The organism is Pseudomonas sp. Ga0074129, from assembly GCA_001465025.1.
GTDB lineage: Bacteria > Pseudomonadota > Gammaproteobacteria > Pseudomonadales > Pseudomonadaceae > Aquipseudomonas.
Window position 1 is genome coordinate 1 of record LNDO01000101.1, and the last position, 13,164, is coordinate 13,164.

General features: G+C 56.6%; 12 protein-coding genes, 1 rRNA gene and 1 pseudogene. 7 read left to right on the forward strand and 7 right to left on the reverse strand.

The window, feature by feature from the left end; translation table 11 throughout:
• Positions 1-525 (reverse strand): 16S ribosomal RNA (locus AUK77_RS15980); the annotation flags it as partial.
• Between the two features lie 667 nt (positions 526-1,192).
• Positions 1,193-2,395 carry a tyrosine--tRNA ligase gene (gene tyrS / locus AUK77_RS15985; protein WP_296131558.1) on the reverse strand — a complete coding sequence of 401 codons (1,203 nt, stop codon included), beginning with the start codon at positions 2,393-2,395 and terminating at the stop codon, positions 1,193-1,195.
• Positions 2,396-2,612: 217 nt separating this feature from the next.
• On the opposite strand from tyrS, the gene AUK77_RS15990 reads away from it, so the two are divergent.
• Both AUK77_RS15990 and AUK77_RS15995 read left to right on the forward strand, forming a co-directional pair.
• Positions 2,613-4,010, forward strand: coding sequence for a peptidoglycan DD-metalloendopeptidase family protein (locus AUK77_RS15990; protein WP_296131560.1), 1,398 nt, complete (start codon positions 2,613-2,615; stop codon positions 4,008-4,010).
• Between the two features lie 3 nt (positions 4,011-4,013).
• On the forward strand, positions 4,014-5,105 hold the full coding sequence (locus tag AUK77_RS15995; RefSeq protein WP_296131562.1) for an anhydro-N-acetylmuramic acid kinase: 1,092 nt from the start codon (positions 4,014-4,016) through the stop codon (positions 5,103-5,105).
• Positions 5,106-5,173: 68 nt separating this feature from the next.
• Here AUK77_RS15995 and erpA read toward each other — a convergent pair whose 3' ends face one another.
• The 4 genes from erpA to argC form a co-directional block, all read right to left on the reverse strand.
• Positions 5,174-5,524 carry an iron-sulfur cluster insertion protein ErpA gene (gene erpA / locus AUK77_RS16000; RefSeq protein WP_296131566.1) on the reverse strand — a complete coding sequence of 117 codons (351 nt, stop codon included), beginning with the start codon at positions 5,522-5,524 and terminating at the stop codon, positions 5,174-5,176.
• Positions 5,525-5,599: 75 nt separating this feature from the next.
• Complete coding sequence (locus tag AUK77_RS16005; protein ID WP_296131569.1) at positions 5,600-6,010, reverse strand: polymer-forming cytoskeletal protein; 411 nt, start codon at positions 6,008-6,010, stop codon at positions 5,600-5,602.
• Between the two features lie 9 nt (positions 6,011-6,019).
• Positions 6,020-6,757, reverse strand: a complete 738-nt coding sequence (locus AUK77_RS16010) for a DUF6776 family protein (RefSeq protein ID WP_296131573.1) — start codon at positions 6,755-6,757, stop codon at positions 6,020-6,022.
• The gene (gene argC, locus AUK77_RS16015; RefSeq protein WP_296131575.1) at positions 6,757-7,791 is read right to left on the reverse strand and encodes an N-acetyl-gamma-glutamyl-phosphate reductase; all 1,035 of its coding nucleotides are present in this window, start codon (positions 7,789-7,791) and stop codon (positions 6,757-6,759) included. The genes AUK77_RS16010 and argC overlap by 1 nt, the downstream gene beginning before the upstream one ends.
• A gap of 145 nt (positions 7,792-7,936) precedes the next feature.
• Between argC and hemJ the strand changes: the two genes are divergently transcribed.
• The 4 genes from hemJ (at position 7,937) to AUK77_RS16035 (ending at position 11,349) form a co-directional block, all read left to right on the forward strand.
• Complete coding sequence (gene hemJ / locus AUK77_RS16020; RefSeq protein WP_296131578.1) at positions 7,937-8,365, forward strand: protoporphyrinogen oxidase HemJ; 429 nt, start codon at positions 7,937-7,939, stop codon at positions 8,363-8,365.
• 21 nt (positions 8,366-8,386) lie between these two features.
• A complete protein-coding gene (locus AUK77_RS16025) occupies positions 8,387-9,349 on the forward strand; it encodes a nitronate monooxygenase family protein (protein WP_296131579.1) in 963 nt (320 codons plus the stop codon).
• Between the two features lie 179 nt (positions 9,350-9,528).
• A complete protein-coding gene (locus tag AUK77_RS16030; RefSeq protein WP_296131582.1) occupies positions 9,529-10,497 on the forward strand; it encodes a DUF805 domain-containing protein in 969 nt (322 codons plus the stop codon).
• A 57-nt stretch (positions 10,498-10,554) separates the two neighbouring features.
• Positions 10,555-11,349 (forward strand): SDR family oxidoreductase, encoded by a 795-nt coding sequence (locus AUK77_RS16035; RefSeq protein ID WP_296131583.1) that lies wholly within the window; start codon positions 10,555-10,557, stop codon positions 11,347-11,349.
• 34 nt (positions 11,350-11,383) lie between these two features.
• Here the strand turns inward: AUK77_RS16035 and AUK77_RS16040 are convergent, their stop codons facing one another.
• Positions 11,384-12,865: an AAA family ATPase gene (locus AUK77_RS16040; protein ID WP_296131585.1), complete on the reverse strand. Its 1,482-nt coding sequence runs from the start codon at positions 12,863-12,865 to the stop codon at positions 11,384-11,386.
• A 55-nt stretch (positions 12,866-12,920) separates the two neighbouring features.
• On the opposite strand from AUK77_RS16040, the pseudogene AUK77_RS16045 reads away from it, so the two are divergent.
• A pseudogene (locus tag AUK77_RS16045) lies at positions 12,921-13,067 on the forward strand (HIT domain-containing protein); the annotation flags it as partial.
• Between the last annotated feature and the right edge of the window lie 97 nt (positions 13,068-13,164).

Genomic DNA, 13,164 nt, shown 5'->3' on the forward strand with positions numbered 1-13,164 from the left:
ACCGCGGCTGCTGGCACGAAGTTAGCCGGTGATTATTCTGTCGGTCACGTCAAAACAATAACGTATTAGGTTACTACCCTTCCTCCCAACTTAAAGTGCTTTACAATCCGAAGACCTTCTTCACACACGCGGCATGGCTGGATCAGGCTTTCGCCCATTGTCCAATATTCCCCACTGCTGCCTCCCGTAGGAGTCTGGACCGTGTCTCAGTTCCAGTGTGACTGATCATCCTCTCAGACCAGTTACGGATCGTCGCCTTGGTGAGCCATTACCTCACCAACTAGCTAATCCGACCTAGGCTCATCTAATGGCGCGAGGTCCGAAGATCCCCCGCTTTCTCCCGTAGGACGTATGCGGTATTAGCGTCCGTTTCCGAACGTTATCCCCCACCACTAGGCAGATTCCTAGGCATTACTCACCCGTCCGCCGCTCTCAAGAGAAGCAAGCTTCTCTCTACCGCTCGACTTGCATGTGTTAGGCCTGCCGCCAGCGTTCAATCTGAGCCATGATCAAACTCTTCAGTTCAATACTGCTTGGGTTTTGAGAAAACCCTAAACTTAGCTCAGCAATCGTTGGTTACATCTTTGATTTCTCGCGGAGTAACCTGTGATGCTGATAATCTTGCGACTAGCAGTCTTACCTCACAAGCACCCACACGAATTGCTTGATTCAGTTGTTAAAGAGCGGGTGATTGATCCTTTCGTCTCAACCGAGGCGCGCATTCTACAGCAGCCTCATTTTCCGTCAAGTGATTTCGAAAATTTCTTTTCAATCTCAACCACTTGCGCCTTTGTTCAGCCTTAAGCTTCTCGTCAGCGGGAGGCGAATTCTACAGCGTTTCAAACCGCTGTCAACCACCTCATTTACCGCTTTCGACCATTCCAACCGAACCTCTTCAGACTCAAACACAGCCACCTGAAGAGGTGGCGCATTGTACGCAGCTTTCGCTGCTTTGCAACCCCTAATTTAAATCTAACTTCTTGTTTTATAAGAAGTTTAAGGAGTCGCTTATGCCTCAAGAGGTGCGCAGTATAGGGACAGAACCGCACAGGTCAACTGATTGTTTCGCTTTTGTTTCAATAGCCTCATTAAAGGCGCACCACCACCCGCAAGAATGCGCCGCCTGCAGAAACAACAAAGCCGCTGAAGCTGACGTTTCAACGGCTTTGTTGTTACGACCGCACCTAACGCATCACAGCTCGCACTTAAGCGTAATACGCGCAAACGCCTTTTTGCCCGCCTGACAAACGTGCACGGCGCCAAGTTTATAGACGAAGGAGCGATCGACTACCTCACCATCTATACGCACGCTGCCGGATGCCAGTAGATCACGAGCCATCGCAGCATTCTTTACCAGCCCAGCCTTGTTTAGCAGCGCAGCAATCGGCATGTCCTCGGCAGACACGACCTCAATCGCTGGCAAATCTTCGGGCAACTCACCTTCCTTCATGCGGTTGCCGGCGGAGCGATGGGCGCTTAACGCGGCCTCTTCGCCGTGGAAACGTGCAACGATCTCTTCGGCCAGCTTAATTTTTATATCACGGGGATTTGCACCCTGCTCAACATCGCGCTTGAACTGCTCAATCTCATCCATAGAACGGAAACTGAGCAGCTCGAAATAACGCCACATCAATGCATCCGGCATAGATACGAGCTTGTTGTACATGACGCCTGGCGCTTCCTGGATACCTATATAGTTGCCCAATGACTTGGACATCTTCTTCACGCCATCCAGACCCTCAAGCAATGGCATGGTGACGATGCACTGCGACGACTGCCCATAGGACCGCTGCAACTCACGCCCCATCAGCAGATTGAATTTCTGATCAGTGCCACCCAATTCCACATCCGCCTGCAACGCTACAGAGTCGTAACCCTGAACGAGCGGGTAGAGAAACTCATGAATAGCAATGGGCTGATTAGTCGAATAGCGCTTACTGAAATCATCGCGCTCAAGCATTCGCGCCACGGTGTATTGAGAAGTCAGGCGAATAAAATCAGCCGGCCCCATCTTGTCCATCCACGTGGAGTTGAACGCGACCTCAGTTTTGGCGGGATCGAGAATCTTGAATACCTGGGTCTTGTAGGTTTCGGCGTTTTCCAACACTTGCTCGCGGGTCAACGGCGGGCGAGTTGCACTCTTACCACTCGGATCGCCAATCATCCCGGTAAAATCACCTATCAAGAAGATCACCTGATGACCAAGCTCTTGAAACTGGCGCAATTTGTTGATCAGCACGGTGTGCCCAAGGTGTAAATCAGGTGCGGTCGGATCAAAGCCCGCCTTAATGCGCAGCGGCTGACCGCGCTTGAGCTTTTCGACCAGCTCAGTCTCAACCAGGACCTCTTCCGCGCCGCGCTTAATCAGCGCTAATTGCTCTTCAACCGACTTCATGACAGGACTCACAACCACTCAAATCAAAAGGGAACCAACCATACAAGATCGCTGACAAATCACAAGCTCTGCGCCCCAGCTCAAGAATGGACGAGCAGAGGGAAGAACCTAGGGTTGCCTATCCTGCGTTTTGGTTATATTTTATACAGTTAGTGCACATTCATCATATTGTTTATCCGTTTGCTTTCTTTAATTTCTTCAAAATCAAAAGACGCCTATGACCTCTTCAACTAAAGCGCCGCCCCTTTACCCCAAGAGCCACATTTTGGCTGCCAGCGGTGTAGCCGCCGTGCTCAGTTTAGCTCTGCTGGTATTCCCCTCTCGCGAAGTCGAAGCACAGAAAACGCTCATCAACCTTGATCTCGATAACAGTGCTGAACACTCACAACTACAAGAAGACAACGCCTCCACCGAAGCCACCAACAACAAGCCGTCGCCTTTCGCAGTAACAGCTGACAGCAACACTGCAGCCGCTCAACACGCACAAGATGCCGAGAAGCCGACAGTAGATCCTTTGCGCCATTCCATTCGTGTGCAAAGCGGTGACACCCTTTCGACTGTTTTTGCCAAGGTAGGGCTAGGCGCCAGCACACTGCATGAGGTGCTCAATAGCAGCAAAGATGCCAAGCAACTGACGCGCCTCAAAGTAGGGCAGGTGCTTGAGTTCAAGCTTGATACCGAAGGTCAAATAGACACGATTCATAGCAAGCTCAGTGATTTAGAAAGCATCACGCTTGCCAAAAGCGATAAGGGTTTCAGTTTCAAACGCGAACTGGTCAAGCCAGACGTGGAAACCACTTACACCCGCGGCGTGATCAACAGCTCCCTGTTTCTTTCTGCTAAGCGTGCAGGTCTTTCACACAACCTGACCATGGATTTAGCTAACGTATTTGGCTACGACATCGACTTCGCAATGGACATCCGTGAAGGCGATGAATTCGAGTTGATTTACGAAAAGAAAGTGGTCAATGGCAAACAGGTAGGAACCGGCAATATTCTCTCCGCCCGGTTCACCAACCGCGGCAAAACCTTCACTGCGGTGCGCTACACCAACAAGCAAGGCAATAGCAGCTACTACAACGCCAGCGGCGAAAGCATGCGCAAAGCCTTTATCCGCACGCCGGTGGATTTCGCCCGTATCAGCTCACGCTTTTCAACAGGACGCCGCCATCCGGTGCTGAACAAAATCCGCGCACACAAAGGCGTTGATTATGCAGCCCCACGCGGCACACCGATTAAGGCTGCGGGTGACGGCCGCGTTACTCTCGCTGGCCGCAGTGGCGGCTACGGCAACACCGTGGTCATTCAGCACGGCCAGCGCTACCGTACGCTTTACGCGCACATGAATGGTTTCGCTAAAGGTGTTCGCACCGGCAGCAACGTGAAACAAGGTCAGATTATTGGCTATGTAGGCACGACAGGTCTTTCAACCGGGCCGCACCTGCATTACGAGTTCCAGGTCAATGGCGTACACGTAGACCCACTCAGCCAAAAATTGCCAATGGCTGACCCAATCGCTAAAAGCGAGAAAGCTCGGTTCATGCAAATCAGCAAACCACTGATGGCGAAAATGGACAGCGAGCGCTCCACCATGCTCGCACTCAATCAGCGCTGATCCATGCCCCTCTACCTTGGCGTAATGTCCGGCACCAGCTTGGATGGTCTGGACATTGCGCTGATCGAGCAGAACGGCCACACGCATCTGCTCGGCACTCACTACATCCAAATGCCCGATTCACTGCGAGACGACTTGCTTGGCCTGTGCGCGCCGGGTCAAGACGAACTCGCGCGCGCGGCAATGGCTGAGCAAGCATGGGTGCGATTGGCCGCTCAGGGCGTGCAAGCATTGCTAGACCGCGAAGGCATCGCCGCGTCATCCATCAGGGCTATTGGCAGTCATGGCCAAACCATACGCCATGAACCTGCGCGCGGCTTCAGCATTCAAATCGGTAATCCGGCTTTGCTGGCTGAACTCACGGGCATCTGTGTCGTCAGTGATTTTCGCAGACGCGATGTCGCCGCTGGTGGGCAAGGAGCACCGCTGGTTCCCGCGTTTCACCAGGCATTATTCGCCCAAGAAAACGGCAACACCGCCGTCCTAAATATTGGCGGCTTCAGCAATCTCAGCCTACTAGAGCCTGAACAACCCGTTCAGGGCTTTGATTGCGGGCCAGGCAACGTGCTGATGGACGCTTGGATACAACGCCACTTAGGCCTGAGCTACGATAAGGGCGGCGAATGGGCGGCTGAAGGCCAAGTTCAACCACAACTGCTGAAGTCCCTGCTTAGCGATGACTTTTTTAAGGCGCAAGGCCCGAAGAGTACCGGCCGAGAGCTATTCAACCTTGCATGGCTGGATACACACCTGCTTCCACTGCCTGATATGGCCTCTGCGGACGTGCAAGCCACACTGCTTGAGTTGACCGCCATCAGCATTACCGAGTCGCTCATAAACGCCCAGCAGAACACCGATGTGTTGTTGGTGTGTGGTGGCGGAGCCCATAACCACGCGATGATGCAGCGCCTCAAGCAGTTACTGCCCAAGAGCCGAGTAAGCGCTACAGATGATCACGGGGTGCCCGCCGACTGGGTTGAAGCCATGGCATTTGCGTGGCTGGCACACTGCTGCCTTGAAGGCATACCCGCTAACAGGCCGAGCGTGACGGGCGCGCGCGGCTTACGTGTTCTGGGCGCCATCTATCCGGCTTAAACCAGGCCGCCCGCCAGTAAAAACCAAAACGCCGCGCATAAGCGCGGCGTTTACTGCACAACAGTCGGTCAGATCGAGAACGATGAGCCACAGCCGCAGGTTGTGGTGGCGTTAGGATTCTTGATGACGAAACGCGAACCCTCAAGCCCCTCTTGATAATCGACCTCGGCACCTGCCAGGTACTGAAAACTCATGGGGTCGACCACCAAGCTGACGCCTTCGCGCTCAACGATAGTGTCATCTTCGGCGATATCCTCGTCAAAGGTGAAGCCGTATTGGAAGCCGGAACATCCGCCACCAGTGACAAACACCCGCAGTTTCAAACGCGGGTTACCCTCTTCGCTGACCAGGCTCTTCACCTTGTTCGCAGCACCTTGCGTGAACTGCAAGGCTGAAGGGGTGAAGGTTTCAACGCTCATGCTAATTTACTCCCGGCGCCGAGCGCCATGCTGCAGTTGACGGCCATTATCCGCTTACCCGAGTAAAGCGGTCAACTATTGTGCTGAATCCAGCGGCTGAGGCAACTCCAAAGGCTTGGCGTCGTCCTGAAGACGACACAAGCGGCCCTCGATCTGAGCGCCCATGGCCATTTCCATCAGTGCGTAATAGAGATTTCCACGTACGCGCGCGCGCGGGCCTAACTCCAGATGGGCGCTGGCGTGTACATCACCGATCACTTCGCCATCGATAACGATATGGGGCGCGCGGATTTCACCTTCAACCCGCCCCTGCACGCTGACACGCACCATGCCCTCACTTGCCAACAGATTGCCATGCACCTGGCCATCAACTTGCACCGCCCCCTGAAAGCGCAGATCACCATGCAGTTCAGCCCCCACGGCAATCAGGCTGGTTTTACCGGCAAAACGCTGTACGTCAGAGCGCACCTTGTCTTTATTCCACATAGGAAACGCTCACTCCTCTTTGTTCCACTTGAAAGTGCGTAGCAAAGGTTTTTGCCCCTCTACTTCAGCACGCACTTTAATTTCGTGAGGGATAAACCCTTCAGGTAAGAGCAACTCAGCGAAACGACCTGCTTCAGGGATAGCCTGGAAATGCTTGAAGGCAAAACTGATCGGCTGATCAGGCAACGCATCTGGCAGATCACCGCTGAGAGATGTCAGATCCATCGTAACGCTTTGCTCAGCCTGCTTACCCACAATCGCCACCTGCAACTGCCCCTCAAGCGGCTCTTCGCCTTTGCCCACGCGGCTCAGGAGAATCTTGTAGCGAAAATGCGTCGGTTTGTCCGTGGCCTGTAACTCAAAGGCCTTGATGCGCAACCCCTCACGTCGGGTACCGGGCGCGAGCACGCCTTTGTAGAAAGCCAGATCCTGCTGCTGTTTGTAGATCTGTTCTTCTAACAGCTTGATGCTTAGGCGGCTCTGCTCATTGGCTTGTTGACTGAGCGTATCGGCGCTGCTCAATACCGCCACACGCTGACGCAACTCATCGAGTTCACGCTGCAACTGCTCATCGACAACAGGCGTGCCAGTCAGATCCGCTACAGCCACCGGCGCAGGCGGCTGCATACGCTGCCATACGATACCGCCAACAAAGGCCAGCGGCAGGCACAGCACCAGCAGTGCAATCAGCCAGCGCTGCCGCTTAGCACGCTGCGGGTCGTAAACGCGGACTTCCCAGCTCGCCATCAGGGCAACATGGCCGCATGAGAGAGCCCCATGCGTTCATCGAGGCCGAACAGGATATTCATGTTCTGCACCGCCTGACCCGAGGCACCTTTGACCAGGTTGTCGATGACCGACAGCACCACCACCAGATCGCCGTCTTGCGGGCGGTGCACGGCGATACGGCATACGTTGGCACCGCGCACGCTGCGGGTTTCCGGGTGGCTGCCGGCGGGCATCACATCCACGAACGGCTCATCAGCATAACGTTGCTCGAACAGCGCCTGCAGATCCACCGAACGGTCCACGACGGTGGCGTAGAGCGTGGCGTGGATGCCGCGAATCATGGGCGTCAGGTGCGGTACAAAGGTCAGGCCGACCGCTTCACCAGCAGCCCGGTGCAGCCCTTGGCGGATCTCAGGCAGATGCCGATGGCCTTTGACGCCATAGGCTTTCATGCTTTCGCCAGCCTCGCTAAACAGCGAACCGACACTGGCACCACGCCCGGCACCGCTGACGCCGGATTTGCAGTCGGCAATGATCTGCGACGTATCCGCCAAGCCAGCCTCCAGCAAAGGAATAAGCGCCAGTTGCGCCGCTGTTGGGTAGCAACCCGGCACGGCAATCAGGCGCGCCGCTTTGATGGCGTCACGATTGACCTCCGGTAAGCCATACACCGCTTCTGGCAGCAAGTCAGGCGCACCGTGCGGCTGGCCGTACCACTTGGCCCACTCGTCTGCGTCTTGCAAGCGGAAGTCGGCCGACAGGTCGATGACTTTGGTGCCTGCTGCAAGTAACTCACCAGCGAGCGCATGGGCGACGCCGTGAGGGGTGGCAAAGAAGACCACATCACACGCACCCAAGGTCGCCACGTCAGGCACGCTAAACGAAAGGTTGTCGTAATGACCGCGCAAGTTCGGGTACATCTCGTCGACACGCATGCCCGCTTCGGAGCGCGAGGTGATGACTTCAACCTGCGCCTGAGGGTGTTGCGCCAGTAAACGCAACAACTCGACGCCGGTGTAGCCCGTGCCGCCGACGATTCCAACCTTGATCATCACTTGCCCCTTTGCAATACCAGCAGTGGAAAGGTGCCGATGATACGGCTGCTTCGGCCATGGGCCAACACTTGCCGTAGGCAATGATGACGAGGCGCGCCCAGCCCTCTACTATCGGGGCCAGTTTCTTCAGCGAGATACACGCATGCTCTACTTGTGGCTCAAATCCTTTCACATCATCGCCATGGTTTGCTGGTTTGCCGGTTTGTTCTACCTGCCCCGGTTGTTCGTGTACCACGCCATGAGCGCTGACCAAGCCAGCCACGAGCGTTTCTGCATCATGGAGCGCAAGCTGTATCGCGGCATTATGTGGCCCTCGTTGATTGCTACGGTGGCACTGGGTCTTTGGCTGCTGACCCTCAACCCGAGCTACTACTTCAGCCAAGGCTGGATGCATGCCAAGTTGAGTCTGGTGGCACTGCTGGTGATTTATCAGTTTATGTGTGGCGCGCAGTTGAAAGCTTTTTTGCGCGGCGAGAATCAACGCAGCCACGTGTTTTACCGCTGGTTTAACGAGGCCCCTGTACTGGCGCTGGTTGGCATCGTCATTCTGGTTGTGGTTCGGCCCTTCTAACGACAACAAGAGGATTACCCCATGCCCCTTCCCGCCCTGCTTGAACAACGCCTGCGTCTGCCGGTCGTTGCGGCGCCGATGTTTCTGGTGTCCAACCCGCAATTGGTCTTGGCTTGCTGCAACAACGGTATCGTCGGCAGCTTCCCGGCCCTCAACCAGCGTGAAAGCAGTGGCTTCAAGGACTGGTTGCAAGAGATTGAAGCCGGCTTGAGCGACACAGCCGCGCCTTACGCAGTGAACCTGATTGTGCATGGCACGAATCCTCGCCTGCAGGCGGATCTGGCGATTTGCGTAGAACAGCGCGTGCCAATCGTTATCACCAGCTTGGGCGCAGTGAAAGACGTGGTGGATGCCGTACACAGTTACGGCGGCTTGGTGTTCCACGACGTCACCACCCGCCGGCATGCTGAAAAAGCCGCTGAAGCGGGCGTCGATGGCCTGATCGCGGTGGCCGCCGGGGCCGGTGGGCACGCTGGGACTTGGAGTCCGTTTGCCCTGATTGCAGAAATTCGCCAGTTCTTTGATAAAACCGTGCTGCTGGCTGGCTGCCTGAACCAAGGCCACGAAATCCTCGCGGCGCAATTGCTCGGTGCCGACCTCGCCTACTTGGGCACGCGCTTGATCGCCACGCAGGAAAATGCCGCCTCTGACGCCTACAAGCAGATGATTATCGACGCCAAAGCCGCCGACATCATCCACACCCCGGCAGTCTCCGGCGTACCGGCCAGCTTTATGCGCCAAAGCCTTGAGCAGGCTGGCTATGACATCAAGCAATTGCAAAGCAAAGGCGAGGTCAATTACGGCGAAAAACTCAAGCCTATGGACGAAGAAGCCAAGGCCTGGAAAACCGTCTGGTCGGCGGGTCAAGGCGTCGGCGCGATCCGCGACCTACCGAGCGTTGAAGCCCTGATCGCTCGCCTTGATCAAGAGTACCGTCAAGCGCTCAGCCATAGCCTGCAGCTGCAAAAGCGCTGGCCGCGCTAATCACGCTGTTGGCAGTGCCGTATGTGATGCAAACGGTCTGCGCCGAATGCATCACGCGGCCAACAGAGCGTGAACCTGTTCTAGCCCCAGGCATTTGCGCGCCAAGCGCCTTGTTTACGGGGCTGCAGGCCAGCTAGTCTGTAGCGCACTTCCATCCTGGCATCGACAAGGACGCCAACATGACCCAAGCCCGCTTCAAAATTGTCTTCAACGGCGAGTTGATGCCCGATGCCAGCCTGGACGCAACCAAAGACAACCTCGCCCGCCTGTTTAAAAGCGACCTGACGCGCATCAACTCACTCTTCAGCAACGGCACGGTCGATATAAAACGCGACCTCAGCGAAAACGAGGCCGACCAGTACCTCAAGGCCTTGCAGAGCGCCGGTGCCAACGTGCGCAAAGAGCAGGATTTCGCCGCCAGCTTAAGCCTGGTTGAAACAGACGATCACCCCGCGCCCAGCCCGGCCCAAAGCGCAGCCCCAACAGCGGGCACCAGCAGCACCACCGACATGACGTGCCCGAAGTGCGGCCATCAGCAGCCCAAAGCGCTGGAGTGCTCAGCTTGCGGCATCGTCATCGAGAAATTTATCGCCCGCCAGGCCATGCTGGCGGAGAACCCGCCAGAAGTCGTCAGCCCGGCGGTCTCCCCCTATGCAACCCCCAAAGCGACAGTGGCAGAGGTGCTGCCTGAGTTCGGCGAACTGAAGCCCTTCACCACAGATGGTCGCATCGGGCGTTTACGTTACCTGGCTTGGTCAATGGTGATGATGCTGGCGTGCATGCCGCTGTTTGGGGTCGCGGCCGGGTTCTTTCTTGTCTCGGAAATTCTCGGCGGTCTGTTGATCGCCGTCGTCGGTATAGCCGTATTAGTCGTGGGCGTGATGATCGGCGTGCAACGCCTGCATGACATCGGCTGGACGGGCTGGTTACTGCTGCTGACGCTGGTGCCGGTGATTGGCGGCGTGTTCTCACTGTTGATGTTTGTGATCCCCGGCAGCACGGCAGCCAACCGTTTTGGCCCGCCACCGCCACCCAACAGCACTGCTGTGAAGGTACTGGCTCTGCTGTGGCTGGCCGTTATCGTGCTCGGTATTGGCGCAGCCATCGCGGTCCCCGCATTTATGGGCTATGCCGACGCAGGCCTGTAACCTGCTCGCGCTGCAACACGGCAGCAGGGGTCGCAAGGCCCCACTGCGGAGAATGCTATGACTCGTTACACGCTGATCACCGGAGCCTCCAGTGGTATTGGCCTGGCCCTGGCAGAAGCCTTGGCGAGACGCGGCCGCAACCTGATTTTAGTGGCGCGCCAGCGCGATGCACTCGACAGCATTGCCTGCGAACTGACGCAACGTTTTGGCGTGGAAGTGCTGTTTCGTGTCTGCGATCTCAGCCAGCCGCTGCGGGTAAGTGGCCTGTTGCACGAGCTTGAACACAGTGATTTTACGATTGATCTGTTGGTGAATAACGCTGGCATCGGCACCACAGGTGATTACGTCAGCCAGGACTGGGCATGCGAGCAACAACTGATTGAGCTGAATGTCTTAGCGCTGGCCCGGTTGTGCCACGCCGTTGGCACACTCATGGCCGGACAGGGCTGCGGGCAGATCCTCAACGTGGCCTCAATCGCCGGTTTTCAGCCCGGCCCTGGCATGAGTAACTACTACGCCAGCAAGGCCTATGTGCTGCATTTCTCAGAGGGTTTACGAGAAGACCTCAAGCCTTATGGCGTCAAGGTATCGGTGTTGTGCCCGGGCCCGACGAACAGCGCCTTCTTTCGACGGGCGCAGATGGATGCCCGCGCGCTGCAAAGCAGCAAATTGATGATGAGCGCCGAAGAGGTCGCGCTGATCACCGTCAAAGCACTGGAGAAAAACCGCGCAATCATTATCCCCGGCTGGCGCAATCGCCTGCTGGCCTTAAGCCCGAGGCTGGCACCACGCTGGCTGGTTAGGCGCATCAGCGCCTACCTCAACCGCCGTTTCGGCAAACCCAGCCGCTGACACCAACCCTCGACTGGCCAACCGGCAAGCAACGCTAGCCGGCACTCACAGTACGGCCATTGGCCCAGGCGCGCAGAGCGGCCAGATCTTCCGCCATCACCACCGACAGCGGCGCCGTACTCTGGATGTTTTGCACCAACACCGCCTGACTAACCGCCACCTGCTGAGCCTGTGCGGCATACAGTGCGCTGACCACGGCCTGTTCAATTTCGGCACCGGAAAATCCGTCACTGACCGCCGCCAACTGCGGCAGATCGAACGCACCAGCATCCAAATCACGGCGCAGCAGGTGAATACGGAAAATCTCAGCCCGCACCGTGGCGTCCGGCAGGTCGATGAAAAACAACTCATCAAAGCGCCCTTTGCGCATTAACTCTGGCGGCAACCGCGAGATCACGTTGGCCGTAGCCACCATAAACACAGGGCTTTTACGCTCTGCCATCCAGGTCAGCAGCGTGCCCAATACCCGCTGACTGACGCCGTCATCATGGTCGCCACTGGCCAGGCCTTTTTCGATCTCATCCATCCACAGCACACACGGCGACATCTGCTCGGCGAGCTTCAAGGCTTCACGCAGATTGCGCTCGGTCTCGCCAAAGAACTTGTTGTACAGGCAGGCAAAATCCAGACGCAGCAGGGGCAAGCCCCACAAGCCGGCAATCGCTTTTGCTGCCAGGCTCTTGCCACCGCCCTGCACGCCCACCAGCAGCACGCCCTTGGGCAGATCAACGCCTTTACCTTCAAGGAAGATGCCCTGCCGCTCACCCAGCCAGCGCTTGAGGTTAGCCAGGCCGCCGACTTCGGCGAAACGCGCCGTGTCGTACTCAAAGCTCAATACGCCATCCAGATCGAGCAACTGGAATTTGGTTTTGTTCAGTTCAGGCAAGTCTTCCTGCGTAATGGCACCGTCATTACAAATCACGTTACGCGCCAATGTTCGAGACTCCGCATGACTGAGGCCGCGCAGGTTTTTCACCACCTGCTGCAGGGTGCGATTGTCAGTGCGAACACGCGCGTTGCGGTTACGCGCACTCCACGCAGTGGCTTCATCACGGACAATGCTCATCAACTCGTTTTCAGACGGCAGCGACAGTTGGAAGCGTGAGGCATAGCGCTGCACCTCGACTGGCAGCTTGCAGGCATGCGACACCAGCACCACGGTCGGCTTGCCGGGCAACTCGTTCATGGCGATTTCCTTGAGCAGGCGCACCAGCTTGGGGTTGTCGTCCAGAAAGGGATGTAAATCGCACATCACGTACAGGGTAGGCAGTGGATCCGCCTTGATCAGGCGCAGGGCGGTTTCCGGTTCAAGGGTCTCACTGTCCACCGGGGCCTCAACGGCAAAACCCAAGCGCCTCAGCCCTTCAGTCACCGACCACATTTGCAGGGCCAGCCCGCGCTTGACGGCCAAGCCTGTCAGGGTTTCCAGCACCCGGGGTTCATCCCAGGATTCGATCAACAGCAGCTTGCTTTTGGAATCCAGCACCAAGCCCAAATCATGAATATCGTTTTTCACCCGCACTCCTTGTCCACTAAACTCGGCCCTTCGTTGAGCCACCCGGAGGCTGTCCATGGACTGCCTGTTTTGCAAGATCGTCGCTGGTGAAATACCCGCGCGCAAGCTTTATGAAGATGATCAGGTGCTGGCCTTCCACGATATCGCGCCGCAAGCGCCGCTGCACATTCTGGTCATCCCGAAAAAACACATCAGCACCCTCCCCCGGTGTCAGGCTAGTTGTCGCCTGAGCTGATTTATCAAAACGATAGATCGGGGGCGTCAAAGAGAGCTGTAATGTCGAGCTATTCACCTGAGCG

Excerpts from the sequence above, each read along its gene's own strand:
- AUK77_RS15995 (WP_296131562.1), top strand. The coding sequence starts at position 4,014 with ATGCCCCTCTACCTTGGCGTAATGTCCGGCACCAGCTTGGATGGTCTG.
- AUK77_RS16010 (WP_296131573.1), bottom strand. The coding sequence starts at position 6,757 with ATGGCGAGCTGGGAAGTCCGCGTTTACGACCCGCAGCGTGCTAAGCGG.
- AUK77_RS16005 (WP_296131569.1), bottom strand. The coding sequence starts at position 6,010 with ATGTGGAATAAAGACAAGGTGCGCTCTGACGTACAGCGTTTTGCCGGT.
- hemJ (WP_296131578.1), top strand. The coding sequence starts at position 7,937 with ATGCTCTACTTGTGGCTCAAATCCTTTCACATCATCGCCATGGTTTGC.
- AUK77_RS15990 (WP_296131560.1), top strand. The coding sequence starts at position 2,613 with ATGACCTCTTCAACTAAAGCGCCGCCCCTTTACCCCAAGAGCCACATT.
- AUK77_RS16035 (WP_296131583.1), top strand. The coding sequence starts at position 10,555 with ATGACTCGTTACACGCTGATCACCGGAGCCTCCAGTGGTATTGGCCTG.
- AUK77_RS16030 (WP_296131582.1), top strand. The coding sequence starts at position 9,529 with ATGACCCAAGCCCGCTTCAAAATTGTCTTCAACGGCGAGTTGATGCCC.
- argC (WP_296131575.1), bottom strand. The coding sequence starts at position 7,791 with ATGATCAAGGTTGGAATCGTCGGCGGCACGGGCTACACCGGCGTCGAG.
- AUK77_RS16025 (WP_296131579.1), top strand. The coding sequence starts at position 8,387 with ATGCCCCTTCCCGCCCTGCTTGAACAACGCCTGCGTCTGCCGGTCGTT.
- erpA (WP_296131566.1), bottom strand. The coding sequence starts at position 5,524 with ATGAGCGTTGAAACCTTCACCCCTTCAGCCTTGCAGTTCACGCAAGGT.
- tyrS (WP_296131558.1), bottom strand. The coding sequence starts at position 2,395 with ATGAAGTCGGTTGAAGAGCAATTAGCGCTGATTAAGCGCGGCGCGGAA.